Here is a 25,782-nt window from a genome sequence, read left to right as displayed (position 1 = left end):
GACGCGTCAACGGTTCCCTGCGGGACTCACGACTTCACCCTCGTCTGAGAGGAAGCGGCAGGGCAGCAAGTTGACCAGCCCATTCGTCTCCAGCTCTGTAAGGGCGGCGAGCACCTGTGGCATCGCCGCTCTCGATGTCGCCGGGACGTGAGCCGAGGCCGCAGGCGACAGACTCGCCGCGCGACCCGCGGCGCTCAGCATGCGTACGACTCGAACTGCTGGATTCGCCGGCCGTCGCCCGATCTCGCGCTGGATTCGAGCACGAACGGCGGCGATGTCGTGATCGAGTGATGGGCGAATCCCATTGAGGGCCGCCATGCGCTCCTGCCATTCGTAGTCGTCACCGTGGCAGACACTGCGCCATCCGGGCCACACGTCGTCGAGCCATGAGCCCGGTTCTTCCGGATTCAGCCGCGTCATCGACCTCACCCGCTGAAGGGTCGGCCCAGGTCCGTCGGTGAAGACGTCAAAGGAGATCGAGGTAGCTGCCCAGTGGTCGTAGCGGAGATCGATGACACCGTTCTCGACGATTGCCAGGTTCGCCCTGTCCCCCACGCGCACAGCGTACGAGCCAGACGGATCCCGACACTTCTCTTCCCTAGGAATGCCGGGTCAACGAAACGTGGGAGGGCCGGAGTCACCTGGTGACTCCAGCCCTCCCACGTTGGCTATGTGATGTCAGCGGATCAGCGGGTCGACCGCGAGCGCGACGAAGAGCAGGCTCAGGTAGAGGTTGCTCGAGTGGAAGAGCTGCATCGGGCGGATCTTGGTGAGGTCCTCGGTGCCCTTGGCCCGCGCGTGCAGCTGGTGGGCCTGGACGAGGAAGACGGCGCCGAGGGCGATGGCGGCGACCGGGTAGAGCCAGCCGGTGGAGGCGAGGGGCCACATCAGCAGCGAGGTGGCGACCATGACCCAGGAGTAGGCCACGATCTGGCCGCCGACGTGGCGGGCGGACTTGACCACCGGCAGCATCGGGACGTCGACCTGCGCGTAGTCCTCGCGGTAGCGCAGCGCCAGGGCCCAGGTGTGCGGCGGAGTCCAGAAGAAGACGACCATGAACAGGATCAGCGGCTCCCAGTCGACCGAGTTGGTGACCGCGGTCCAGCCGATCAGGGTCGGGAAGCAGCCCGCGATGCCGCCCCAGACGATGTTCTGGGTGGTACGCCGCTTGAGCAGCATCGTGTAGACGAAGACATAGAAGGCGTTGGCGGCCAGCGAGAGACCCGCGGAGAGCCAGTTCACGAAGAAGCCGAGCACCAGCACCGACAGCACGGCCAGCACCGAGCCGAAGATCAGAGCGGCCCGCGGGGTGACCACGTGCCGCGGCAGAGCCCGGCGTCGCGTACGCCTCATCTGCTCGTCGATGTCGCGGTCGTAGACGCAGTTGAAGACCGAGGCCGATCCGGCCGAGAAGATCCCGCCGACGACGGTGGCGGCGACGAGGCCGACGCCCGGGACGCCCTGGGCGGCGAAGAACATCACCGGCACGGTGGTCAGCAGCAGCAGCTCGATCACGCGGGGCTTCGTCAGGGAGACGTACGCCGAGATGACATCGCGCATTGACGCGCGGTCGCTACGCTGGTCGAGGTCGGGGACCGGCTGTTCGACGTGCGTCACTGAGAAGATCCTTCTCGTTCGGGTTGAGGCGTCACATGCGGCTCATACAAGCAGTTCACAGCATGCGGCTCGCAGTCTAACCCGGGGCGTGAGTAGGCTCGGATTCGGCAGCCCCCACGGCCAGCCCAAGAACTTCCCAAGTGGACTCTACGAATTTGAAAAGGCACCTCGTGAGCACCAAACCTGTACTCGAGTGGACCGATCTGGACAGCAAGGCCGTGGACACCGTCCGCGTCCTGGCCATGGACTCCGTGCAGAAGGTCGGCAACGGCCACCCTGGCACCGCGATGAGCCTGGCCCCGGCTGCCTACCTGCTCTTCCAGAAGGTGATGAAGCACAACCCGGCCGACACCGACTGGCTCGGCCGAGACCGGTTCGTGCTCTCCGTCGGCCACTCGAGCGTGACCCTCTACATCCAGCTCTACCTCGGCGGCTTCGGCCTCGAGCTCGGCGACCTGGAAAGTCTGCGCACCTGGGGCTCGCTGACCCCGGGCCACCCCGAGCGCGGCCACACCCGCGGCGTGGAGGTGACCACCGGCCCGCTCGGCCAGGGTGTCGCCAACGCCGTCGGCATCGCGATGGCGCAGCGTCGGCTGCGCGGCCTGCTCGACCCGGACACCCCGGTCGACCAGCCGAGCCCGTTCGACCACAAGACCTACGTCCTGGCCGGTGACGGCGACCTGCAGGAGGGCGTCAGCGGCGAGGCCAGCTCGATCGCCGGCACGCAGAAGCTCGGCAACCTCACGATGATCTACGACGCCAACCGGATCTCGATCGAGGGCGACACCAACGTCGCGTTCACCGAGGACGTCGCCGCCCGCTACCGCGCCTACGGCTGGCACGTCCAGGAGGTCGACTGGACCCACGACGGCACCGGCTACACCGAGGACGTGCCGGCGCTGTTCGACGCGATCAACGCGGCGGCCGAGGTCACCGACCAACCGTCGCTGATCGTGCTGCGTACGATCATCGCCTGGCCGGCCCCCAACGCGCAGAACACCGAGGCCGCGCACGGCTCGGCGCTCGGTGCCGAGGAGGTCGCCGCGACCAAGGAGGTGCTGGGCTTCGATCCGGCCAAGTCCTTCGACGTCGACCCCGAGGTGCTCGCCCACACCCGCAAGCTCATCGAGCGCGGCGAGAAGGCCGAGGCGGCCTGGCGCGCCGAGGAGGCGGCCTGGGCCGAGGCCAACCCGGAGGGCGCGAAGCTGCTCGAGCGGATGCAGGCCGGGGAGCTCCCCGACGGCATCGCCGACGCGCTGCCGTTCTTCGAGGCCGACGCCAAGGGCATCGCCACCCGTGCCGCCTCCGGCAAGGTGATCAACGCCCTCGCGCCGGTGCTGCCCGAGCTGTGGGGCGGTTCGGCCGACCTCGCCGGCTCCAACAACACCACCATCTCCGGTGCGCCCAGCTTCGTGCCGGAGGACCGTTCCACCCACGAGTGGAAGGGCGACCCCTACGCCGGCCGCGTGCTCCACTTCGGCATCCGCGAGCATGCCATGGGTGCGATCCTCAACGGCATCGTGGCCCACTCGCCCACCAAGGCCTTCGGCGGCACGTTCTTCCAGTTCTCCGACTACATGCGCGGCGCCGTCCGCGTCGGGGCGCTGTCCAAGCTTCCGGTGATCCACGTGTGGACCCACGACTCCGTCGGCCTGGGCGAGGACGGCCCGACCCACCAGCCGGTCGAGCACCTCGCCGCGGTCCGGGCCATCCCGGGCCTCGACGTGGTCCGGCCCGCCGACGCCAACGAGACCGCCGCCGCGTGGCTCGAGGTGCTCAAGCACCACGACCGCCCCTCGGCGCTCATCCTGACGCGTCAGGCGCTGCCGACGTTCCCGCGCGGAGTCGACGCCGAAACCGGTGAGCACTGGGCGACCACGGAGGGTGTGGCGAAGGGTGGTTACGTACTCCTCGACTCCCCCACCGGGACCGTCGACGTCGTGCTGCTCGGCACCGGCTCGGAGGTGCAGTACGCCGTCGCCGCCCGCGAGGAGCTGGCGAAGGAGGGCATCGGTGCCCGCGTGGTCTCGCTGCCCTGCCTGGAGTGGTTCGACGCCCAGGACCAGGACTACCGCGACTCGGTGATCCCGCCCAGCGTCAAGGCGCGCGTCAGCGTCGAGGCCGGGGTGAAGCAGGGCTGGCGAGAGTACGTCGGCGACGCCGGTCGCATCGTCTCGCTGGAGCACTTCGGCGCCTCGGCGTCCGGAGCGCTGCTGTTCAAGGAGTACGGCTTCACCCCTGAGGCGGTCGTCACGGCCGCGAAGGAGAGCCTCGCCGCCATCAACAAGGGAGCATGAAATATGTCTGACCGTCTCAAGGCGCTGGCCGAGGCCGGCGTGTCCATCTGGCTCGACGACCTCTCCCGCGAGCGGATCGAGACCGGCAACCTCGCCGAGCTCGTCAAGGAGAAGTCCGTCGTCGGGGTGACCACCAACCCGACCATCTTCGCCGCCGCCATCGCCAACGGCGAGCGCTACGACGAGCAGCTCCGCTCGCTGGTGGCCGAGGGCAAGAACGTCGACGAGATCATCTTCGGCCTCACCACCCGGGACGTACGCAACGCCTGCGACATCCTCGCGCCGGTCGCCGAGGCGACCAAGGACGACGGTCGGGTCTCGATCGAGGTCGAACCGACCCTGGCCAACGACACCGACGCGACGATCGCCTCCGCCAAGGCGCTGTGGGCCGAGGTCGACCGCCCCAACGCGCTGATCAAGATCCCGGCAACCCTCGAGGGCCTCCCGGCGATCACCGCCGTGATCGCCGAGGGCATCTCGGTCAACGTGACCCTGATCTTCTCGGTCGAGCGCTACCGGGCGGTGATGGACGCCTACCTGACCGGTCTCGAGCAGGCCAAGGCCGCAGGCAAGGACCTGTCCTCCATCCGCAGCGTCGCCTCGTTCTTCGTCTCCCGCGTGGACACCGAGATCGACAAGCGGCTCGAGGCCATCGGCACCCCCGAGGCCAGCGCGCTGCTGGGCAAGGCCGCGGTGGCCAACGCCATCGCCGCGTACGCCGCCTTCGAGGAGGTGCACGAGTCCGAGCGCTGGACCGCGCTGGCCGGTGAGGGCGCCAACGCCCAGCGGCCGCTGTGGGCCTCGACCGGTGTCAAGAACCCGGACTACCCCGACACCCTCTACGTCACCGACCTGGTCGTCGCCGACACGGTCAACACCATGCCGGAGAAGACCATGGAGGCCTTCGCCGACCACGGTGAGGTCAAGGGCGACGTCGTCACCGGCAAGGGCGCCGAGGCCGCCGCCGTCTTCGAGTCGCTGCGCTCGGTCGGGGTCGACCTCGACGACGTCTTCGAGGTGCTGGAGACCGAGGGCGTGGACAAGTTCAAGGCCTCCTGGGTCGAGCTCGTCGACACCGTCAAGGGCCAGATCGAGGCGGTGAAGTAGTGAGCGGAGGCCCGGTCGACGCCACGACGACGGAGGCTTGGAAGGCACTCACCGAGAGACGGACCGGCTTCGAGCCCGATCTGCGCTCGTGGTTCGCCGACGATCCCGGCCGGGCCTCACGCTTCACCTTCGAGGCGGCCGACCTCCACGTCGACCTCTCCAAGAACCTCCTCACCGACGAGCTCCTGGCCGACCTGCTGGCACTCGCCGAGCAGGTCGGCCTGGAGGCGCGGCGTGACGCGATGCTCGCCGGCGAGCACATCAACGTCACCGAGGACCGCGCGGTGCTCCACACCGCCCTGCGGCTTCCCGCCGACGCGTCCCTCACCGTCGACGGCACCGACGTGGTGCCCGCGGTCCACGAGACCCTGAAGAAGGTCTACGCCTTCGCCGACCGGGTCCGGTCCGGGGAGTGGAAGGGCGTCACAGGCGAGCGGATCCGCACGGTCGTCAACATCGGCATCGGCGGCTCCGATCTGGGCCCGGTGATGGCCTACGAGGCGCTGGAGCCGTTCCGCCACCCCGAGATCGAGTGCCGGTTCATCTCCAACATCGACCCGACCGACGCGGGCATGAAGCTCAAGGGGCTCGATCCGGAGACGACGCTGTTCATCGTCTCCTCGAAGACCTTCTCGACGCTGGAGACGCTGACCAACGCCCGCCTGGCGCGCTCGTGGCTGCTCGACGCCCTCGGCGACGACGTGGACGCCGCCGACGCGGTGAAGAAGCACTTCGTCGCCGTCTCCACGGCGCTGGACAAGGTCGCGAACTTCGGGATCGACCCGGAGAACGCCTTCGGCTTCTGGGACTGGGTCGGCGGCCGCTACTCCGTCGACTCCGCCATCGGCACCTCGCTGGCGATCGCCGTCGGGCCCGAGGCCTTCGCCGAGTTCCTCGGTGGGTTCCACGCGATCGACGAGCACTTCCGCACGGCCCCGCTCGAGCGGAACGTGCCGGCGCTGATGGGTCTCCTGAACGTCTGGTACGTCAACTTCTTCGACGCTCAGACCCACGCCGTGCTGCCCTACTCCCAGCTGCTGCACCGGTTCCCTGCGTACCTGCAGCAGCTGACCATGGAGTCCAACGGCAAGTCGGTGCGCTGGGACGGCACCGCGGTCACCTCGGCGACCGGTGAGGTCTTCTGGGGCGAGCCCGGCACCAACGGCCAGCACGCGTTCTACCAGCTGATCCACCAGGGCACGCGGGTCATCCCGGCCGACTTCATCGCGTTCGCCAACCCCGCCTATCCCCTCGCGGACGGCGACATCGACGTGCACGAGCTGTTCCTGGCCAACTTCTTCGCCCAGACCCAGGCGCTGGCCTTCGGCAAGACCGCCGAGCAGGTGCGCGCCGAGGGCACCGCGGAGAACATCGTCAACGCTCGGGTCTTCTCCGGCAACCGGCCGACCACGTCGATCATGGCTCCGTCGCTGACCCCCGGTGTGCTGGGTCAGCTGATCGCCCTCTACGAGCACATCACCTTCACCCAGGGTGTGGTGTGGGGCATCGATTCCTTCGACCAGTGGGGCGTCGAGCTCGGCAAGCAGCTCGCCCTGCAGATCAGCCCGGCCGTCTCCGGTGACACCGAGACCGCCGAGCAGCAGGACACCTCCACCCAGTCCCTCATCGCCTACTACAGAGAGAAGCGCACGTGACGACCCGCGACGGTCATCCCGAGTCACTCATCGAGGTCCACGACACCGCCGAGGCACTGGCCACGGCGGTCGCCGGGGAGTTCCTCAGCCGCCTCGCCGACCTCCAGGCCGCCGGCGACGTACCCACCATCGGACTCACCGGCGGCACCATCGCCGAGGCCATTCACCGCGAGATCGCGCGCCTCGCACCCGAGTCGGGCGTCGACTGGGGCGCGGTCGAGTTCTTCTTCGGCGACGAGCGCTACGTCGCCGCCGACTCCCCCGACCGCAACGCCGGTCAGGCCCGCGCCGCGTTCCTGACCGACGTCGGTGTCCCGGACCACCGCATCCACGAGATGCCCGCCACCGACTCCGGCCTGAGCGTCGATGAGGCCGCGGCGCGGTTCTCCGAGGACGTACGCAGCCACGGCTCGGGCGGCTTCGACATCCTGATGCTGGGCGTCGGCCCCGACGGCCACATCGCCTCGCTCTTCCCCGGCTTCCCGCAGCTCGAGGCGAAGGGCGCGATCGCCGTCGGCGTCACCGGCTCCCCCAAACCCCCTCCCGAGCGGATCACCTTCACCTTCGAGGCCCTCCGACGGTCCTCGACCGTCTGGTTCCTGGTCAGCGGCGAAGGCAAGGCCGAGGCGGTCGCCAAGGCCCATGCCGGCGCCCCGATCAGCGAGATCCCCGCCACCGGCGTCATCGGCACCAACGAGACGACCTGGTTCCTGGACCGCGCGGCCGCGTCCAAGCTCTGACCCCCTCCCGACTCGGCGCGACTGTCCCACCCAGGAGCGCCGAGTCGGCGCAAATGTCTCGGGAACTCCGTTACCCATGTTGCTAACGGCAGGTAAATCTTTCCCGCAGCGGGTTCCGCGGGCACCTGCCGACTGCCACCATCCGAGCATGTCCTTCAGCGCCTCTCGGCGGCTGCGCCTCACCCTGGCCAGCCTCGTTGCCCTCGCCCTGGCGAGCTTCATGGCGGTCGTCATCACGACTGCCCCGGCCCAGGCGGCCACGATCACCGTATCCACGGCGATCGCCACCCAGAACGGCTCGACAGCCACGGTGCGCGGCTACGTCGTCGGCCAGCCCACCGCGACGAACACGGTCGTGACCAGCAACTATCCCAACGACTACGCGCTCGCGATCGCCGACTCGGCCTCGGAGACCAGCACGTCCAAGATGCTCTACGTGCAGATCCCCGACGCCTTCCGCAGCTCCTGGGGCCTGCGCTCCAACCCGACCCTGAAGGGTCGCCAGATCGATGTCACCGGCACCCTGACGGCCTACTTCTCCCACCCTGGGCACAAGAACGCCACCGCGTTCGCGTTCGCCGGCTCCACGCCGACCCCGACCCCCACCCCGACCACCAGCCCCACGCCGGACCCGAACATCCCGGCGGGCTACTACGATTCCGCCGCAGGCCTGTCCGGCTCGGCGCTGAAGTCGGCGTTGCACAACATCATCGACGGCCACACCACGATGTCCTACAGCGCGGTGTGGGAGGCGCTGAAGGTGCTCGACCAGGACCCGAACAACTCGGCGAACGTGATCGAGTTCTACTCCGGCGTGTCCACGCCGAAGACCAACAACGGCGGCGACGCCGACAACTGGAACCGCGAGCACACCTGGCCACAGAGCCACGGCGACTTCGGCACCAGCAACGGCCCTGGCACCGACGTGCACCACCTGCGGCCCGAGGACGTCACCGTCAACTCCACCCGGGGCAGCAAGGACTTCGACCTCGGCGGGTCGGCCGTCGCGGAGTGCAGCGACTGCTGGACCGACGCCGACTCCTTCGAGCCCCGCGACAGCGTCAAGGGCGACCTGGCCCGCGGCATCCTCTACATGGCCGTGCGCTACAACGGCGACGACGGCTTCGCCGACCTCGAGGTCAACAACTCCATCAACGGCTCGACCAACTACCTCGGCAAGGTCTGCGTCCTCCTCGCCTGGCACAGCGCCGACCCCGTCACCACCGCCGAGCAGGCGCGCAACAACAAGATCTACTCGACCTACCAGCACAACCGGAACCCGTTCATCGACCACCCGGAGTACGCCCAGTCCGTCTTCGGTGCATCCTGCTGACCAAACCCCCGCCGAGTCGGCGCGTCTGTCCCACGCAGAGGCGCCGACTCGGCGCGTCAGTCCCGCTCGAACTCGTCGAGTCGGCGTATCAGCCCCATCTTGTCCACAGACTTTTCCACAGGCCGCCGACGACCGGTGGCGCGATCCGAGGACGCGCTCCCAGACTCTGACGCATGGACATCGACGAGATGCTGTTCAGCGGAAGCCTCGGGAGCGCCTTCCCGTTGCCGGCGACCGAGCCGTTCACCTTCAAGATGGCCCGCGAAGCCGGAATCTCGCGGAGGCGGCTCGGCACGCTTCTCGAGAAGGGCCTCGTGCGTCGCCCCATCAAGGGGGTATATCTGGCCACCGAGGCGGGCGACTCTCTCGCCGTTCGCGCTGCATGCTTGAGCCTGGTCGCGCCCGCCGACTGCATCGTCGTCGACCGACATGCCGGCTGGCTCCTCGGCGCCGAGATGATCCTCGCCCCTGGAGAGCACATCAGTCTTCGACCACTCTCGTTCTTCCGTCCGTCCGGCCGCGGCCGTCTTCGCAACGACATCGTCAGCAGCGGCGAACGCGACGTGGCGGACAGCGAGATCGACGAGATCGGCGGCCTGAGGGTCACCACTGCGCTGCGTACGGCCTGGGATCTCGGTCGCGTCCGCTGGCCTGACGAGGCGATCGCCGGAGTCTCGATGATGCACCGGCTCGGTGCGTACGAGCCTGAGGAGTTCATCGAGGGGATCGAGCAGTTCCGCGGTCAGCGATGGGTCACCACGCTTCGCGCGATCGGTCCGCTGGCGGACGGCCGGTTCGAGTCACCGCCAGAAGCGGTGCTGGCTCTGCGCTGCCATCAAGCGCGGTTCCCCATGACGCCGCAGGTCGAGGTCTCCACCGCGACCGGAGAATTCGTCGCCCGTCTCGATCTGGCGAATGAAGACCTCCTCGCCGCCGTCGAGTACGACGGCGCGGAGTGGCACTCCTCCCCCGGCCAGCAGGTACGTGACCGGGAACGGCGCCTGGAGGTGTGCGGAGAGGGATGGCTGGTCGAGGCGTTCACGAAGAGCGATATCTTCACGCGGACCGGCGACGCCGACGTACGCATCCGGCAACTGCACCATCGGGCGCTCCGCCGACGCGGAGGACGGCTGGCGAGCTGAACGGGACAGTAGCGCCGACTCGTTCGCTTCAGACGGGACTGACGAGCCGACTCGGACGTCTCCGGCGGGACAAATGCGCCGAGCCGGCGCTTCTGCGTGGAGCAGAAGCGCCGACTCGGCGGGGGGTTTCAGAAGATGATCTCGCCGGACTTGCGGCGGGAGCGGAGCAGGGCGATGGCCTCCTCCAGGATGTCCTCGGCCTCGGCGTCGGAGCGGCGCTCCTTCACGTAGGCGAGGTGCGTCTTGTAAGGCTCGATCTTCGGCGCCGGGGGCGCGTTCTCCTCGTCGAGACCCGCGGGGAGCCCGCACTTGGGGCAGTCCCAGGAGTCCGGTGGCGTCGCCTCGACGGCGAAGGTGATGACCGAGCGATGTGCGTTGGCGCAGAAGTAGGTGACGGCCTTTCGCGGCGCAGCTTCGCCGCGCTCCGCCTCACCCATCGGCCCAGCACCGACCCGGGAGCCCCGAATCGCGTTCCCTCCACCTGCCATGGTGCTGCGGTGTCCTCTCTCAACTTAAGTTCGCAGCCCCGAGAGGCCACTTTGGGGGATCGGACGGCAAAATCTCCGTCCAGCGTCGAATGAGTTTAGACGCTATCGCGCGTGCGCTGAAGGGGAATGTTTCAGTAGGCCATCAGCAGGCCGAGCGCGATCACACAGGCGAACCAGATCACACCGATACCGATGGTGAGCCGGTCGAGGTTGCGCTCGACGACCGAGGATCCACCCAGCGAGCTCGAGACGCCCCCGCCGAACATGTCGGAGAGGCCGCCACCGCGTCCCTTGTGGAGCAGCACGAGCAGGATCATCAGCGCGCTCGCGATGACCAGGATGATGGTGAAGAGAAGTTCCACGTCTGAAATCCTATCTAGAGGCCCTGAAACCTACAGCACCGGTAGGTCGTAGTAGCGCGAGATCGCCGCGAAGTCCTCCACTGAGAGGCTCGCACCGCCGACGAGCGCACCGTCGACGTCGCTCTCCTGCATCAGCGCGGCCACGTTGTTGGGCTTCACGGAGCCGCCGTAGAGGATGCGTACGCCGCCGGCGACCTCGGCCCCGTAGACCTTCTCGAGCCGCTCGCGGATGCCGGCGCAGACCTCCTGGGCGTCCTGCGCGGTGGCGGTCTCCCCCGTGCCGATCGCCCAGACCGGCTCGTAGGCGATCACCACCTCGGCGACCTCGGCGTCGGTGAGACCGGCCAGCGAGGCCTCGGCCTGGCCGGTGCAGTGGTCGAGGTGATTACCGGCCTGACGGATCTCGAGACCCTCGCCGACGCAGACGATCGGGGTGATCTTGTGCTTGAGCGCGATCTTGGCCTTCTGGGCGACGATCGCGTCGGTCTCGCCGTAGTGCTCACGACGCTCGGAATGGCCCACGATCACATAGGAGCAGCCGAGCTTGGCCAGCATCGAGGCCGAGACCTCGCCGGTGTAGGCGCCGGACTCGTGGGTCGAGACGTTCTGCGCACCGTAGGTGATCCGCATCTTGTCGCCGTCGACCAGTGTCTGCACCGAACGGATGTCGGTGAACGGCGGGAAGACCGCCACCTCGACGGCTCCGAAGTCGTGACGCTTGTCGGAGAGCGTCCAGGCGAGCTTCTGGACCAGCACCACCGCTTCTTGGTGGTTGAGGTTCATCTTCCAGTTGCCCGCGATGAGCGGGGTGCGGCCCGCGGCCGGCTTCTTGGCCGCCATCAGCCGATCCCTCCGATCACGGTGGTCTCCTCGAGCACGGCGACGCCCGGAAGGGTCTTGCCCTCCAGGTATTCGAGCGAGGCACCGCCACCGGTCGAGATGTGGCCGAACTGGTCGTCGGCGAACCCGAGCTGGCGGATCGCCGCGGCCGAGTCACCGCCGCCGACGACCGAGAGGCCGTCGACCGTGGTGAGCGCCTGGGCAACCGTGCGGGTGCCCTCGGCGAACGCGGCCTGCTCGAAGACGCCCATCGGGCCGTTCCAGAAGACGGTCTTGGCGCCCTCGAGAGCGGCCGCATAGGTCTGGGCCGACTCCGGGCCGATGTCGAGCCCGAGGGACTCGGCCGGGATCGCGTTGGCGGCGACCACGCGGGCAGAAGCCTCGTCGCCGAAGGAGTCAGCGACCACGACATCGGTCGGCAGCAGGATCTCGACGCCGATCTCCTCGGCCCGCTCGAGGTAGCCGAGCACGGTGAGGATCTGGTCTTCCTCGAGCAGCGACTGACCGACCTCGTAGCCCTGCGCCTTGAGGAAGGTGAAGACCATGCCGCCACCGATGAGCAGCTTGTCGGCCTTGCCGAGCAGGTTGTCGATCACGCCGAGCTTGTCGGAGACCTTCGAACCGCCGAGGACGACCACATAGGGGCGCTCCGGGGTCTCGGTGAGTCGCTTGAGCACCTCGATCTCGGCGGCCACCAGGTCGCCCTGGGCGCTCGGGAGCAGCTTGGCCACGTCGTAGACCGAGGCCTGCTTGCGGTGGACCACGCCGAAGCCGTCGGAGACGAATGCGTCTGCCAGGGCGGCGAGCTCGGCGGCGAAGGTCGCCCGCTCGATGTCGTCCTTGCTGGTCTCACCGGCGTTGAAGCGTACGTTCTCCAGCAGGGCCACCTGGCCGTCGCCGAGGCCGCCCACGACCGCGCTGGCCGAGTCGCCGACGGTGTCGGTCGCGAAGGCGACCTCGGCACCGAGCAGCTCGCCGAGGCGCTTCGCCACCGGCGCCAGCGAGTAGGCCGGGTCCGGCTCACCCTTGGGGCGACCGAGGTGGGCGACCACCACGACCCTGGCACCGGCGTCGGCCAGCGCCTTGATCGTGGGCACCGAGGCACGGATCCGACCGTCGTCGGTGATCGTGGTGCCTTCCAGCGGGACGTTGAGGTCGGAGCGCACGAGAACTCGCTTGCCCGCGACTCCCTGCTCGATGAGCTGCGTGAGATTCAGAGACATAACGGGCTAGACACTAACCTGTGGCGAGCGCCGCTGGGTCACAGGCTCGCGCCAACGTACGCCACCAGGTCACCGAGCCTGTTGGAGTAGCCCCACTCGTTGTCGTACCACGCCGCGACCTTGACCTGGTTGCCGATCACCTTCGTCAGCGGAGCGTCGAAGATCGAGGACGCCGGGTTGGTCACGATGTCGGAGGAGACGATCGGGTCGGTCGAGTAGACGAGGTACTTCCCGTCGGCGGCCTTCTCCATGATCGAGTTGATCTCCTCGACCGAGGTCTCGCGCGAGGCCTCGAAGGAGAGGTCGACGATCGAGCCGGTCGGCACCGGCACACGCAGCGCGTAGCCGTCGAGCTTGCCCTTCAGCTCCGGCAGCACCAGGCCGATCGCCTTGGCGGCACCGGTCGAGGTGGGCACCACGTTGAGCGCGGCCGCGCGAGCACGACGCAGGTCCTTGTGGATGTTGTCCTGCAGGTTCTGGTCGGCCGTGTAGGCATGCACCGTGGTCATCAGGCCCTGGTTGATGCCGATGCCCTCGTGCAGCGCCTTCGCCAACGGCGCCAGGCAGTTGGTGGTGCAGGACGCGTTGGAGATGACCGTGTGGGCCTCGGGGTCGTAGACGTCCTCGTTGACGCCGAGGACGATGGTGGCGTCCTCGTTCTTCGCCGGGGCGGAGATGATGACCTTCTTGGCGCCGCCGTTGTCGACGTGGGCGCGGGCCTTGGTCGCGTCGGTGAAGAACCCGGTGGACTCGATCACGACGTCGACGCCGAGGTCGGCCCACTTGAGGTTGGCCGGGTCACGCTCTGCGTACGCCTTGATCTCCTTGCCGTCGACGACGATCGCGTCCTCGGTGGCGGACACGTCGGCGCCGAGCGGGCCGAGGATCGAGTCGAACTTCAGCAGCGTCGCGAGGGTTGCGTTGTCGCTGAGGTCGTTGACCCCGACGATCTCGATGTCGAGGTCGGAGGCGCGCACCGCGCGGAAGAAGTTGCGGCCGATCCGGCCGAACCCGTTGATGCCTACTCGAACTGTCACGTGGACTCCTGGTTCGCGTCGAAAGATTGTGCGCGGGATCACCCGCTGACGCCGACACTACCCAGCGCCTCTGGACAGCGGGAGACTGGGTTGGATCGTTCCAAAAGACGGACGAGTAGCAATGGGCCGTCGGAGACTCATGCGTACCCCTGCGCCGCCAGGGCACGCACTCGGCGACGCAGGACGCACACCTGATTCTCCGCCAGCCCAAACGGCCCGAGCCCCTCGGATAGGCGAGGGGCTCGGGCCGTTTTCAGAGTGTGAAGGTGTTCCTAGGCGTCTTCGGCGAGCATCTCCGCTGTCAGCGAGGCCTCGGTGTCGGGCACGCCCAGCTCCTCGGCGCGCTTGTCGGCCATCGCCAGCAGCCGGCGGATCCGGCCCGCGATGGCGTCCTTGGTCAGCACCGGGTCGTGCAGCTGGCCGAGCTCCTCGAGCGAGGCCTGCTTGTGCTCCAGACGGAGCTTGCCGGCCTGGCGCAGATGGTCGGGGATGTCGTCGCCGAGGATCTCCAGGGCGCGCTCGACGCGAGCCCCGGCAGCGACCGCGGCACGCGCCGAACGGCGCAGGTTGGCGTCGTCGAAGTTGGCCAGCCGGTTGGCGGTGGCGCGCACCTCGCGGCGCATCCGGCGCTCCTCCCAGGCCATCAGCGACTCGTGGGCGCCGAGGCGGGTCAGCAGCTGGCCGATCGCGTCGCCGTCACGGATCACGACGCGGTCCACGCCGCGCACCTCGCGGGGCTTGGCGGAGATGCCGATCCGACGGGCGACACCAACCAGGGCCAAGGCCGACTCCGAGCCCGGGCAGGTCACCTCCATCGAGGAGGAGCGGCCCGGCTCGGTCAGCGAGCCGTGGGCCAGGAACGCCCCGCGCCAGGCGGCGACCGCGTCGCAGGCCCCACCCGAGACGACCGCAGGTGGAAGACCCCGCACCGGCCGGCCGCGCTGGTCGAGAAGGCCGGTCTGGCGCGCCAGCGCCTCACCGTCCTTGACCACACGCACGATGTAGCGGCTGCCCTTACGAAGACCGCTCGCCTGGATGAGAGCCACCTCTGCCTCGTGACCGAAGACGTCGGCGATGTCTCGCTTCAGCCTCCGTGCCGCCAGACCGGTGTCGAGCTCAGCCTCGACCACGATCCTGCCGGCCACGATGTGGATCCCCCCAGCGAACCTCAACGTCGAGGCAACCTCTGCCTTGCGGCAGCATGTCTTGGTGATCTGAGTGGAGGCCAGCTCGGCCTTCACCTGTCCCGTCATCGCCATGCGGGAGAGTCTTTCATTGTTGTCAACGACCCTCGAATCGGTTCCACCTCAGAGGTCGCGCTAGCCCGCCCCGATCACCCGAGCGTACGCAGCCGCCAGCCGCTCCGGGTCGTGGCGAGGGGTCCCGTCGCCGACGGCGACGTCGGCGACCTCGACCTGCGCACCGCACTTCTCGGCCACCCTCGACAGCTCGTCGAGACCGTCGAGGGAGGAGTCGACGAGGACGGTGTGGATGCGGAGGTCGGGGGCGTGCTCGAGGAGGACCGAGAGGTGCTCGGCGGGGCCGAAACCGGTCGTCTCCCCCGGCTGCTCACCGAGGTTGAGCACGACGACGATGTTGGCGGTGGTCGCGACCAGCGCCTCACGCAGCGCACGGACCATCAGGTGCGGCAGGACCGAGGTGAACCAGGAGCCGGGGCCCAGGAACACCCACTCCGCCTCGCGGATGGCCGCAACCGCGTCGGGGGCGGCCGGCGGGTTGTCGGGGATGAGCCGGATCGACTCGATCATCCCGTCGGTGCTGGCGACCTCGACCTGACCCTGCACCGAGGTGAGGGCTTCAGGAGAGCCCGGCACCAGGCCGCGTACGTCGGCGACGATGTCCATCGGCACCAGCGCCATCGGTAGGACGCGGCCCTTGGCGCCCAGCAGGCGGCCCACCCAGTCGAGGGCCTCGACATGGTCGCCGAGCTGCTCCCACAGGCCCACGATGAGCAGGTTGCCGAGGTTGTGGCCGCGCATCTCGCCCTCGCCGGCGAAGCGGTGCTGCAGCACCTGCGCCCAGGTGTCGTCCCAGCGGTCGGCGCCGCACAGGGCGGCCAGCGCCATCCGCAGATCGCCGGGAGGCAGCACGCCGAACTCGCGACGCAGCCGGCCGCTCGAGCCGCCGTTGTCGGCGACCGTCACGATCGCGGTGAGCTTGTCGACGGTCAGGTCGTCGACCAGCAGCCGCAGCGCGCTCAGCGACGCATGCAGCCCGTGCCCTCCCCCCAGGGCGACGACGGCCTGGGCATCTGCCCCGGGTCGGTCGGCCCCGGCCACGCTCACTCCCGCCCGAGGTCTCGGTGGATCGCCTTCGCGTCCAGGCCGGCATCTCGCAGCCGCCTGGAGATCTCCTCAGCCATCGCCACGCTGCGGTGCTTGCCACCCGTGCACCCGATTGCCACGCGCATGAACCTCTTTCCTTCGTGGAGATAGCCCTTGGTCACGCCGATGAGCACCGGAACATACCCGCTCAGGAACTCCTCCGCACCAGGGCGTGAGTAGACATAGGCGGCGACGTCGGGATTGTCGCGTCCGTTGCCGTCCTTCAGCTCGGGAACCCAGTGAGGGTTCGGCAGGAACCGCATGTCGGCCATGAAGTCGGCGTCGACCGGGATCCCGTACTTGAACCCGAAGCTCACCACCGACACCTTCAGGGTCGTCCGCTCCGGGGTGCCGAACGCCTCCGCGATCCGGGCGGTGAGCTGGTGCACGTTGAGCTGGGTCGTGTCGATGACCAGGTCGGCGGCGCCGCGCAGGCTGGCCAGCACCACCCGCTCGCGCTCGAGCGCGTCCAGCAGCCGCTCGTTGCCCCGCTGCATCGGGTGGGGCCGCCGGGCCGCCTCCTGCCGGCGCACGAGCGTGTCGTCGGCGGCGTCGAGGAAGACCAGTGTCGTGCGCCGCCCGGTGGCCTTCTTGGCCACGATCTCCTCGAGCTCGGCGAAGAACGACCCCGAACGTACGTCGGTCACGACCGCCACGGGCTGCTCCGGGCCCCGGGCGGCGTCGACCCGCTCGACGACCTGCGGGAGCAGGCTCGGCGGCAGGTTGTCGACGACGTAGTAGCCGAGATCCTCCAGCTCCTTGGCGGCGGTGCTCCGCCCGGCACCGGTCATGCCGGTGATGACGACGACCTCCCCCTTTTGCATGACCTACTCCTCGATGATCTCGCCGGTGGTGACGTTGACGCCGCTAACCTTGCCATTCCTCGCCGTCTGCTCCACAGCGGTCTTGATCGCTGTCGCGGTGGCGCGGCCGATGCCGGGCACCAGGGCGATCTCCTCGGCGGTCGCGGCGCGGAGCTTCTTCAGCGACCCGAAGTGCTTCATCAGGGTCTTGCGGCGCACCTCGCCGAGCCCGGGCACGTCGTCGAGCAGGCTCTCCACCATCGACTTCGACCGGCGGCCGCGGTGATGGGTGATCGCGAACCGGTGCGCCTCGTCACGGACCCGCTGCAGCAGATAGAGGCCTTCCGAGGACCTCGGCAGGATCACCGGGTCCTCCTCGTCCGGCACCCAGACCTCCTCCAGGCGCTTGGCCAGGCCGACGACCGGGATGTCGTCGATGCCGAGCTCGGCGAGCGCCCGTTGGGCAGCCGCCACCTGGGGCGCGCCGCCGTCGACGACGACCAGGCCCGGGGCGTAGGCGAACTTGCGGGGCCGGCCGGTCTCCGGGTCGACCAGCATCGGCCCGTTGGCCCCCTCGACCTCCGTCGAGACGATCGAGGTGGACTGCTGCGCGCTTCGCGCGCTTACTCCCTCGCTCGGCACGGACGGACGAGCAAGCTCGCCGTCCGGCCTCGCTCCGGTCGTCTCGTCGAGCAGCCGCTTGAACCGCCGGGTGATCACCTCGTGCATCGCCCGGACGTCGTCGGAGCCGTCCTGGCCCTTGATGATGAAGCGGCGATACTCCGACTTGCGGGCCAGACCGTCCTCGAAGACGACCATGCTGGCCACGATCTCGGTGCCCTGCAGGTGGGAGATGTCGTAGCACTCGATCCGCAGCGGCACCTCGTCGAGCTCGAGCGCCTCCTGGATCTCCTCCAGCGCCCGGTTGCGGGTGGTCAGGTCGCTGGCCCGCTTGGTCTTGTGGAGCGCCAGGGCCTGCTCGGCGTTCTTCGCCACCGTCTCCTGCAGGGTCTTCTTGTCGCCGCGCTGCGGGACCCGGATCCGCACCTTCGCCTTGCGGACGTCGGAGAGGAGTTCCTCGAGGGTCTCGTGGTCAGGCGGCAGCGCCGGGACCAGGATCTCGCGCGGGATCGCCGAGCCCGCCTCACCAAGCTCAGCCTCGCCGGCGTAGAGCTGGAGCAGGAAGTGCTCGACCAGGCCGGCGGTGTCGGCGTCGTCCATCCGGTCGGCGACCCAGCCGCGCTGACCCTTGATGCGGCCGCCGCGTACGTAGAAGATCTGCACACCGACCTCGAGCGGGTCCTCGGCCAGGGCGATCACGTCGGCGTCGGCACCGTCGCCGAGCACCACGGCCTGCTTCTCCAGGGCGCGCTGCATCGCGGCCAGGTCGTCACGCAGCCGCGCGGCCTTCTCGAAGTCGAGGGCCTCGGACGCTGCGTACATCTCCTTCTCGATCCGCTTCGTGAAGGTCGTCGTGTGGCCGGCCATGAAGTCGCAGAAGTCGTCGACGATCTCACGGTGCTCCTCGGGCGAGATGTTGCCGACGCAGGGCGCGGTGCACTTGTCGATGTAGCCGAGCAGGCAGGGGCGGCCGATCTGCTGGGAGCGCTTGAAGACGCCATTGCTGCACGAGCGCATCGGGAAGACGCGCAGCAGGATGTCGACGGTCTCGCGGATCGCCCAGGCGTGGCCGTAGGGGCCGAAGTATCTGGTGCCCTTGCGCTTGGCGCCGCGGCCGACCATCACCCGCGGGAACTCCTCGGAGACGGTGACCGCGAGCCACGGGTAGGACTTGTCGTCGCGGTACTTGACGTTGAACCGCGGGTCGAACTCCTTGATCCAGGTGTATTCGAGCTGGAGGGCCTCGATGTCGTTGTTGACCGTGGTCCACTCGACGCTGGCCGCGGTGGTGACCATCGTCGCCGTGCGGGGGTGCAGCGACGGGATCGGCTGGAAGTAGTTCGCGAGCCGCTGGCGCAGGTTGATCGCCTTGCCGACATAGATCACCCGCCCCTTGGGGTCGCGGAACCGGTAGACCCCGGGCTGGGTGGGGATGTCTCCAGCTTTGGGGCGATAGCTCTGCGGATCGGGCACGTACCAACCCTAGTAGCGGGCACCGACAGTCCCGTTGCAGGCAGGACGGGCGATGCCCGGCCGGATGGATCCGGCCGGGCATCGTCGTGCCGTCGAGCAGGCGTCAGCCCAGCAGCTCCACCTCCGAGAGCGTGATCGGCTCCGCGGCCGACCCGGTGAACTCGATCCGGATCCGGTTGAACCTCGACTCCGACTCGAGCTTGAACGGACGGGTGGCCTGCTGCCACTCGAACGTCTCGCCCGAGCGCTGGTCGAGGACCTTCCAGTCGGTGCCGTCGTTGGACCCCTTGACGACCCAGCCGCTCGGCGAGCGGCCGTCGGCGCCGTTGGTGAGGGTGTAGAACGACACCGGCACCTTGGTCCCGGAGAACCGGTACTCCACCCAGCCGTCGCCGGCCACGGTCGTCTGCGTCCCGGAGTCGTTGTCGACCAGCGTCTCGCCGTCGTTCCCGCTGGCCGTGACCGTGCCCTTGCCGGCACCCGACTTGTCCGCGATCGGCCTGGCCGGCTCCGAGCCGGTGGTCAGCGACGGCGGCACCGAGCTCGCCGAAGTGCCCCAGCGCGACGGCTTCGAGCCCATGTCGAACTCGATGGTGCCGCCGTCGGCGAGCTCCTTGTGGGAGACGTACGTCTTGTCCCAGGCCTTGCCGTCGATGGTGACGCCCTGCACGTAGATGTTCTCCGTGGAGTTGTCGGGCGCCTTGATCACCAGGTCCTTGCCGCCCTCGAGGTGGAGGGTGGCCTCGGTGAACAGCGGCGAGCCGAGCACGAGGTTCTCGCTGCCCATCTGGAGCGGGTAGAGGCCGAGAGAGGCGAACAGGTGCCACGCCGAGGTCTCGCCGTTGTCCTCGTCACCGGCGTAGCCCTGCCCGATCTCGGAGCCGGTGTACATCCGGCGCAGGGTCTCGCGAACGATCTCCTGCGTCTTCCAGGGCTGGCCGGTGTAGGTGTACATCCACGGGATGTGGTGGCTGACCTGGTTGGAGAAGCCCCACTGCCCCATGCGTACGTCACGGGCCTCACGGATCTCGTGGATGATGCCGCCGTAGGAGCCCGGGTACTCCCCCGTCTCCGGGGTCGCGAAGAAGGTGTCCAGCTTCTTCGCGAGCCCGCCGCGACCGCCGTAGAGGTTGGCCAGGCCCTGGCCGTCCTGCGGGGTGTGGAAGGCGAAGTTCCAGCCATTGGTCTCGGTGTAGTCGTGGTCGCTGCCCCACACCAGCGGGTTGTAGTCCGCCGGCGACTTCTTGAAGGTGCCGTCGGCGTTGCGGCCCTGGAAGAAGCCCACCTTGGTGTCGAAGGTGTTGACGTAGTTGCGGGCCCGGCCGAGGAAGTACTCCGACTCCTCCCGCAGTCGCTTCCGCTCCGCCGAGGAGATCCCGTCACGCTCGGCGAGCTTCGCGGCCATGTTCCCGATGCCGTAGTCGTTGATGTAGCCCTCGAGCCCCCAGGACACACCCTCGCTCACAGCAGCGGGCGTGTAGCCGAGGAAGACCGAGGTCTGCATGCCCTTGCGGCCGACGTTGGAGTTGGTCGCGGAGCCCGGTGGACGGACCGTGGCATTCTTCACGGCGGCCGCGTAGGCGGCCTCCGCGTCGATGCCCTCGACACCCTTGACGTACGCGTCGGCGAAGGAGACGTCCGAGCTGGTCCCGGTCATCAGGTTGGCGTAGCCCGGGGAGGACCAGCGCGAGATCCAGCCGTTGTCCTTGTACTGCTGCACGAAGCCGTTGACCATCTCAGCGGCCTGGCTCGGCTCCAGGAGCGAGTACGCCGCCCAGGTGGTGCGGTAGGTGTCCCAGAAGCCGTTGTTCACATAGACCTTGCCGTCCACGACGTCTGCCCCGGTGTGGGTGGGCGTGGTGCCCGGCGGGTTGGTGTCACCGGAGGTGGACTGCACGGCGTGCTTCCACACCGGCGCGTCCTCGGTGCCGGTGTTCTCATGGCCCGAGTTGGGGTAGAGGAACAGGCGGGCGAGGTTGGAGTAGACGGTCGTCTTCTGGTCCTTGGTCGCCCCCTCGATGTCGAGGACGTCGAGCTTGTCCTGCCACAGCGCCTTCGCCCTCTCCTTGACCGTGTCGAAGGAGTCGTCGGCGACCTCGAGCTCGAGGTTCCTCTTCGCCTGGTCGATGCCGATCAGGCTGGTGGCGATGCGCATCGTCACCGTGCGGTCCGTGCCGGCGTCGAACGCGAGATGGCCCTGGACGTCGGGGCGTTCGCCGGTGGCGTACTTGCCCCCGCCGATGACGGGCTGGTCGAAGGTCGCGTAGACGTACATCCGGGTGGCGCCGTTGGACAGGCCGCTGCGGGTGTCGGTGAAGCCCTGCAGGGTGCCCGCGGCCGGGTCGAGGGTCAGCCCGCCGTTGTTGTTGACGTTGTCGAACACCAGCCGCGCGGAGTCGCCGGGGTAGGTGAACCGGAACACGGCGGCGTGGTCGGTCGGGGCGATCTCGGCGCTCTGACCGTTGTCGAAGCCGACCTTGTAGTAGTAGGGCCGGGCGGTCTCGTTGTCGTGCTCGAAGGTGAGTGCGCGTGCCTTGCGGCCCGGGTCGGGAACGCCCTCGGCGGAGGACGGCATCACCTGGAAGGTCTGCCGGTCACCCATCCACGGGCTGGTCTCATGGCTCAGCGTCAGCGCCTGCAGGCTGGTCCGGTTCTGAGCGTCGTTGTCCTGGTGGTAGCGGTAGAACCAGGACAGCGAGCCGGCGTTGGTCATCGGCGCCCAGAAGTTGAAGCCGTGCGGGACCGCGGTGGCCGGGATGTTGTTGCCCCGCGAGAAGCTGCCGCTGGACTGGGTGCCACGGGTCGTGACGGCGTAGTCCACGCTGCTGGTGATCTGCGGCTCCTCCGGGGAGGCCGTGATCGCGATGTCGTCGTACCAGCCACGGAACTTCGTCGGGCCGCTCGGCGCGTCGACGGCGACCAGGATGCGGTCGATCGTCCTGCCCGCCGCGACCTCGCCGATGACGGAGGTCTTCTTGTTCCACTGGTTGGTGTAGAGCGACTTCGACTCGCCCTGACCCTTCGGCGACAGTACGTAGCCCTGCGCATCGAGCGCGCCCAGCTCGGAGAGCAGGGTGCCGTCGGTGAAGGCCAGGTCGACCGCCGTGTAGGTGCTCGGGTAGCTCAGGTCGCCGTCGATGAACTCCGGGAAGACCAGGTAGGACAGCTCGGTCTCCTTGCCGACCGGGATGTCGACGTCGAAGACGCGGTTGTAGGAGTGGCCCTTGTCGGCCGTGATCTTGCCGGCGTACTCGAAGGCGTGCACCCCGGTGAAACCGACCTTCGACTTCGCGGCGTACGCCGAGGCGGGGCCGTCGTCGGGGTGGCTGGTCATGTTCTTCAGCGGCGGCGGTGGCTCGGAGCCGTCGGAGAGCTGCCACTCGGCGAGCTGGATGATCCCGCCGCCCTGGTTGGCGGAGATGTCGATGCGGTAGTGGGAGTAGGCCTGCGGGGAGGCGATCTCGAACTCACGCGTCTGGAAGCGCTCGTCCCAGGACTGGCCGGTGCGGGTGTCGACCGTCGTCCAGGTCTGGCCGTCGGTGGATCCCTGGATGACCCAGTCCTTCGGGTCACGCTCGGCCGCGTCGTTGGCGGAGGTGAGGGCGTACCTGACGACCTTGACGGGCTGGTCGAGCCGGATCTGCACCCAGCCGGTCGCCGCGAAGGTGAGCCACTTGGTGTTGATGTCGCCGTCGACGAGCTCGGCCGCGCCCTCACCGGAGCCGGTGTTCTCGCCGCTGGCGGTCACGCCGGTGATGTGCTCGGAGATGTCGCCGGGGATGCCGAAGGCGTCGGGTCCGGCGACCCCTTCGGTGCGGGCGTTGCCGTCCTCGTCGGTGTCGACGAGATCGGCCCAGGTCGGCTGTGGGTCGTCCTCCTCGAAGGAGGTCTCCCAGTCACCGCCCTCCGCGGCCCCCTGGGGGTCGGCGGTGTCGCTCTTCGGCGCGGACGGCTCGGGGGCCTCAGGGGTCGCGAACGCGGGTGCGGTGCCGCTCGTCCCGACCATCAGTGCCGCGGTGGCGGCGATCATCGCGGCCAGGCGGGCAGCCCGGCCTCGGGTTCTGGGTGGTGAGTCCCAACGGTGCATCGGTGTGATCTCCTTCACATGGGGGCCACCCCAGATGGAACCGTGGGATGACAACGTTGTCAACGCGTTTGTGAAGGTTTTGTGCGGCAGGTTTCGCTCGCTGGCGTGATCTGGATCAATATGCGAGATGTGTCGGGACATCGTTGTCACGCTCAGATCTACGTCTACGCTGAGCACGTGGCATCACCCCCGTCCGACCAGACCCGTCAGCAGCGCCGCCCGACCATGAAGGATGTCGCGGCGGCTGCCGGGGTGAGCCTGAAGACCGTGTCGCGCGTGGTCAACGGCGAGTCCAACGTCAACGACGACCTCCGGGCGTCGGTGCTCGAGTCGATCGCCCAGCTCGGCTTCCGGCGCAACGCCAGCGCCCGCGACCTCCGGCAGGGACGGTCCGGCACCGTAGGGCTGCTGCTCGAGGACGTCGCCGACCCGTTCTACTCGATCCTGTCGCGTGCCGTCGAGGACGTCGCCCGCGAGCACGGGACGATGGTGTTCGCCGGGTCGTCCGCCGAGGACGCCGACCGGGAGCGCGAGCTAGCGCTTGCGTTCTGCGAGCGACGCGTCGACGGCCTGATCATCGTGCCGGCAGGCACGAGCCACTCCTATCTCCTCCCTGAGATGCAGGCAGGGATCCCGGTGGTGTTCGTCGACCGCCCGCCCGGCGACATCGAGGCCGACATGATCCTCACCGACAATCTCGGTGGCAGCCGGCGCGGAGTGGAGCACCTGCTCTCCCACGGGCACCGCCGCATCGGCTTCATCGGCGACGCGCCCGAGATCTACACCGCCGGCGAGCGGCTGCGCGGCTACCGCGAGGCGCTGGAGTCCGCCGCGATCGCCTTCGACGAGGAGCTCGTCACCCAGGCACCACCGTCGCCCGCCTCGACCGCCGCCGCACTAGACCGGCTCCTCGCCGGACCGTCGCCGGCGACCGCGCTGCTGTGCGGCAACAGCCGCACCACCGTCAGCGTGCTGCGCGAGCTCGCCCGGCGCTCGACACGGTTGGCCCTGGTCGGGTTCGACGACGTCGAGCTCGGGGACCTCCTCCAACCCGGGCTCACCGTCGTGGCACAGGATCCCGGCGCCATGGGCGCTGCCGCCGCGCGACTGCTCTTCCAGCGGATCGCGGGCGACACCGCGGGACCACCCCAGACGGTCACCGTCGGCACCCGACTGATCCCCCGTGGCTCCGGAGAGCTCTCCGCTCCCTGAGTCTGGGGAAATCAGCCGCTCCACCCTGGGTTTTAAAGTCTAGTGGCCTAGTATGGTTATGTGCCTTGTCGTGACCGCTACGGATACGCGCTGACCACCAGTGACGAAGCCGCCCTGGCCTACTCCCAGGGGCTGCTCGACGTGCTTCGCCTGCGTGACGGCGCGCTTTCCTCGTTCGCGGCCGCGATCGTCCTGGACCCGACCTTCGCGCTCGGCCACGCCGCGCTCGCCCTGCTCGGACACGAGATGTGCGCCCCGGTCGACGTCGACGCGCGCCTGCGGCAGGCCCGGCTCCACGCCCAACGAGCGACCGAGCGGGAGCGCAGCCACGTCCACGCGATCGATGCCCACATCGGCGGCGACCCGCGGCCGCTGATCGACCATCTGGCCGCTTTCCCGCGTGACGCGCTGCTCCTGTCGACCGCGGTTCCGACCATCACCTTCGCCGGGGCCACCGAGGTGCCCGAGGAGGCGTGGGCGATCGTGGAGCGCGCGGCGCCCGCCTACGGCGACGACTGGTGGTTCGCCGGCCTCCTGGCTTTCGTACGTCAGGAGCAGCGCCGCTTCGACGACGCGATGTCGCTCTCCTGTGCCTCGCTGGCGGTGGAGCCCGGCGCCGGCCACTCCGCCCATGCCCGCGCGCACGCGCACTACGAGACCGGCGACCACGAGGCCGGCCTCTCCTGGATGTCGTCGTGGGTGCTCGGCGACGGCGCCGAGATCGACTCGCTCTCTCACTTCGTGTGGCACGCCGCGCTCCACGAGCTCTCGCTCGGCGACCTGGACGCCGTACGCCGCCGCTACGAGACCCAGCTCCAGCCCGGCCGTGCGCTGGGCTGCCGGGCCCTGGTCGACTCCGGCTCGCTGCTGTTCCGTTGGGCCCTCACTCCGGGCGCACACGACGTCCCCGACATCGCCGAGGTCGTACGCGTCACCGGCCGCGAGACGATGATCCGGCCCGCCACACCGTTCCTGGCCATGCACACCGCGGTCACCCACCTCGCCACCGGCGACGCCGGCGCGCTCGACGAGCTGAGGTCGTGGGCTGCCGGGCACGTACACCCGACGATGGCCACCGTCGTCGCCCCGCTCGCCGAAGCGCTGGGCCTGATGGCCCGCGACGAGAACTCCGCCGCCGCCGACCGGCTCGCCGCGCTCGCGCCCTCGATCCGCCGGCTCGGCGGCTCCGACGCGCAGCGGGAGATCATCGAGGAGGCTCGCATCGCCGCCCTGCTCCGTGCCGACCGCTGGGACGAGGCAAGGGTGCTCCTCGATACCCGCCTCAGCCGACGACGCTCGCCGCGCGACGAGCTGTGGCGGGCACAGGCGCTCGCGCGGACCTGATCCGTCGAGGGGCCTCTGCCGAGACGTCGCTCCGGTCGGTCGAGACGTCACGTACG

General features: G+C 68.9%; 20 protein-coding genes. 8 read left to right on the top strand and 12 right to left on the bottom strand.

The annotated features are described in order from the left end of the window. Positions 1-6: 6 nt before the first annotated feature. Positions 7-555, bottom strand: a complete 549-nt coding sequence (locus ACFVDI_RS20410; protein WP_378909180.1) for a hypothetical protein — start codon at positions 553-555, stop codon at positions 7-9. A 123-nt stretch (positions 556-678) separates the two neighbouring features. Continuing rightward, positions 679-1,617 carry a heme o synthase gene (locus tag ACFVDI_RS20405; RefSeq protein WP_378909177.1) on the bottom strand — a complete coding sequence of 313 codons (939 nt, stop codon included), beginning with the start codon at positions 1,615-1,617 and terminating at the stop codon, positions 679-681. Positions 1,618-1,787: 170 nt separating this feature from the next. Here ACFVDI_RS20405 and tkt point away from each other — a divergent pair, with 170 nt between their 5' ends. From tkt to ACFVDI_RS20375, 6 genes are all read left to right on the top strand, one after another. Further along, a complete protein-coding gene (gene tkt, locus ACFVDI_RS20400) occupies positions 1,788-3,914 on the top strand; it encodes a transketolase (protein WP_378909172.1) in 2,127 nt (708 codons plus the stop codon). Positions 3,915-3,917: 3 nt separating this feature from the next. Beyond that, positions 3,918-5,021 carry a transaldolase gene (gene tal / locus ACFVDI_RS20395; RefSeq protein WP_378909170.1) on the top strand — a complete coding sequence of 368 codons (1,104 nt, stop codon included), beginning with the start codon at positions 3,918-3,920 and terminating at the stop codon, positions 5,019-5,021. Beyond that, positions 5,021-6,676, top strand: a complete 1,656-nt coding sequence (gene pgi, locus ACFVDI_RS20390) for a glucose-6-phosphate isomerase (protein WP_378909167.1) — start codon at positions 5,021-5,023, stop codon at positions 6,674-6,676. The genes tal and pgi overlap by 1 nt, the downstream gene beginning before the upstream one ends. Further along, positions 6,673-7,416 carry a 6-phosphogluconolactonase gene (gene pgl / locus ACFVDI_RS20385; RefSeq protein WP_378909164.1) on the top strand — a complete coding sequence of 248 codons (744 nt, stop codon included), beginning with the start codon at positions 6,673-6,675 and terminating at the stop codon, positions 7,414-7,416. Before pgi ends, pgl begins: the two co-directional genes overlap by 4 nt. Before the next feature lie 148 nt (positions 7,417-7,564). Next, a complete protein-coding gene (locus tag ACFVDI_RS20380; protein WP_378909160.1) occupies positions 7,565-8,749 on the top strand; it encodes an endonuclease in 1,185 nt (394 codons plus the stop codon). A 173-nt stretch (positions 8,750-8,922) separates the two neighbouring features. Further along, positions 8,923-9,891, top strand: coding sequence for a type IV toxin-antitoxin system AbiEi family antitoxin domain-containing protein (locus ACFVDI_RS20375; RefSeq protein ID WP_378909154.1), 969 nt, complete (start codon positions 8,923-8,925; stop codon positions 9,889-9,891). A gap of 128 nt (positions 9,892-10,019) precedes the next feature. Here the strand turns inward: ACFVDI_RS20375 and ACFVDI_RS20370 are convergent, their stop codons facing one another. From ACFVDI_RS20370 to ACFVDI_RS20325, 10 genes are all read right to left on the bottom strand, one after another. Then, on the bottom strand, positions 10,020-10,379 hold the full coding sequence (locus tag ACFVDI_RS20370; protein ID WP_008357153.1) for an RNA polymerase-binding protein RbpA: 360 nt from the start codon (positions 10,377-10,379) through the stop codon (positions 10,020-10,022). Between the two features lie 131 nt (positions 10,380-10,510). Next, the gene (gene secG, locus ACFVDI_RS20365; protein ID WP_008357155.1) at positions 10,511-10,741 is read right to left on the bottom strand and encodes a preprotein translocase subunit SecG; all 231 of its coding nucleotides are present in this window, start codon (positions 10,739-10,741) and stop codon (positions 10,511-10,513) included. Between the two features lie 30 nt (positions 10,742-10,771). Beyond that, a complete protein-coding gene (gene tpiA / locus ACFVDI_RS20360; RefSeq protein WP_378909149.1) occupies positions 10,772-11,581 on the bottom strand; it encodes a triose-phosphate isomerase in 810 nt (269 codons plus the stop codon). Further along, the gene (locus ACFVDI_RS20355; RefSeq protein ID WP_378909146.1) at positions 11,581-12,804 is read right to left on the bottom strand and encodes a phosphoglycerate kinase; all 1,224 of its coding nucleotides are present in this window, start codon (positions 12,802-12,804) and stop codon (positions 11,581-11,583) included. The genes tpiA and ACFVDI_RS20355 overlap by 1 nt, the downstream gene beginning before the upstream one ends. A 38-nt stretch (positions 12,805-12,842) precedes the next feature. Beyond that, complete coding sequence (gene gap / locus ACFVDI_RS20350) at positions 12,843-13,841, bottom strand: type I glyceraldehyde-3-phosphate dehydrogenase (RefSeq protein ID WP_378909143.1); 999 nt, start codon at positions 13,839-13,841, stop codon at positions 12,843-12,845. A gap of 272 nt (positions 13,842-14,113) precedes the next feature. After that, positions 14,114-15,100 carry a DNA-binding protein WhiA gene (whiA, locus tag ACFVDI_RS20345; RefSeq protein WP_165111064.1) on the bottom strand — a complete coding sequence of 329 codons (987 nt, stop codon included), beginning with the start codon at positions 15,098-15,100 and terminating at the stop codon, positions 14,114-14,116. Between the two features lie 60 nt (positions 15,101-15,160). After that, on the bottom strand, positions 15,161-16,141 hold the full coding sequence (gene yvcK / locus ACFVDI_RS20340) for a uridine diphosphate-N-acetylglucosamine-binding protein YvcK (RefSeq protein ID WP_378909132.1): 981 nt from the start codon (positions 16,139-16,141) through the stop codon (positions 15,161-15,163). Positions 16,142-16,143: 2 nt separating this feature from the next. Continuing rightward, positions 16,144-17,010: an RNase adapter RapZ gene (gene rapZ / locus ACFVDI_RS20335; RefSeq protein ID WP_378909129.1), complete on the bottom strand. Its 867-nt coding sequence runs from the start codon at positions 17,008-17,010 to the stop codon at positions 16,144-16,146. A gap of 3 nt (positions 17,011-17,013) precedes the next feature. Continuing rightward, positions 17,014-19,083 carry an excinuclease ABC subunit UvrC gene (gene uvrC, locus ACFVDI_RS20330; protein WP_378909125.1) on the bottom strand — a complete coding sequence of 690 codons (2,070 nt, stop codon included), beginning with the start codon at positions 19,081-19,083 and terminating at the stop codon, positions 17,014-17,016. A 103-nt stretch (positions 19,084-19,186) separates the two neighbouring features. Continuing rightward, a complete protein-coding gene (locus ACFVDI_RS20325) occupies positions 19,187-23,170 on the bottom strand; it encodes a GH92 family glycosyl hydrolase (protein WP_378909122.1) in 3,984 nt (1,327 codons plus the stop codon). Positions 23,171-23,347: 177 nt separating this feature from the next. On the opposite strand from ACFVDI_RS20325, the gene ACFVDI_RS20320 reads away from it, so the two are divergent. Together ACFVDI_RS20320 and ACFVDI_RS20315 are read left to right on the top strand one after the other, a co-directional pair. Beyond that, positions 23,348-24,382: a LacI family DNA-binding transcriptional regulator gene (locus ACFVDI_RS20320; protein WP_378909118.1), complete on the top strand. Its 1,035-nt coding sequence runs from the start codon at positions 23,348-23,350 to the stop codon at positions 24,380-24,382. A 60-nt stretch (positions 24,383-24,442) separates the two neighbouring features. Continuing rightward, complete coding sequence (locus tag ACFVDI_RS20315) at positions 24,443-25,726, top strand: pyridine nucleotide-disulfide oxidoreductase (RefSeq protein WP_378909113.1); 1,284 nt, start codon at positions 24,443-24,445, stop codon at positions 25,724-25,726. Positions 25,727-25,782 lie beyond the last annotated feature (56 nt).

Origin of the sequence: Nocardioides sp. NPDC057767, assembly GCF_042798275.1 — a bacterium.
GTDB lineage: Bacteria > Actinomycetota > Actinomycetes > Propionibacteriales > Nocardioidaceae > Nocardioides.
The sequence above is the reverse complement of the archived record's forward strand: the minus strand, read 5'-3'. Positions and strand labels throughout refer to the sequence as shown.

What these genes read in the sequence shown, in the direction of transcription:
- whiA (WP_165111064.1), bottom strand. Translation starts at nt 15,100, where the DNA reads ATGGCGATGACGGGACAGGTGAAGGCCGAGCTGGCCTCCACTCAGATC.
- tpiA (WP_378909149.1), bottom strand. Translation starts at nt 11,581, where the DNA reads ATGGCGGCCAAGAAGCCGGCCGCGGGCCGCACCCCGCTCATCGCGGGC.
- tal (WP_378909170.1), top strand. Translation starts at nt 3,918, where the DNA reads ATGTCTGACCGTCTCAAGGCGCTGGCCGAGGCCGGCGTGTCCATCTGG.
- ACFVDI_RS20380 (WP_378909160.1), top strand. Translation starts at nt 7,565, where the DNA reads ATGTCCTTCAGCGCCTCTCGGCGGCTGCGCCTCACCCTGGCCAGCCTC.
- rapZ (WP_378909129.1), bottom strand. Translation starts at nt 17,010, where the DNA reads ATGCAAAAGGGGGAGGTCGTCGTCATCACCGGCATGACCGGTGCCGGG.
- ACFVDI_RS20355 (WP_378909146.1), bottom strand. Translation starts at nt 12,804, where the DNA reads ATGTCTCTGAATCTCACGCAGCTCATCGAGCAGGGAGTCGCGGGCAAG.
- ACFVDI_RS20370 (WP_008357153.1), bottom strand. Translation starts at nt 10,379, where the DNA reads ATGGCAGGTGGAGGGAACGCGATTCGGGGCTCCCGGGTCGGTGCTGGG.
- ACFVDI_RS20325 (WP_378909122.1), bottom strand. Translation starts at nt 23,170, where the DNA reads ATGCACCGTTGGGACTCACCACCCAGAACCCGAGGCCGGGCTGCCCGC.
- ACFVDI_RS20375 (WP_378909154.1), top strand. Translation starts at nt 8,923, where the DNA reads ATGGACATCGACGAGATGCTGTTCAGCGGAAGCCTCGGGAGCGCCTTC.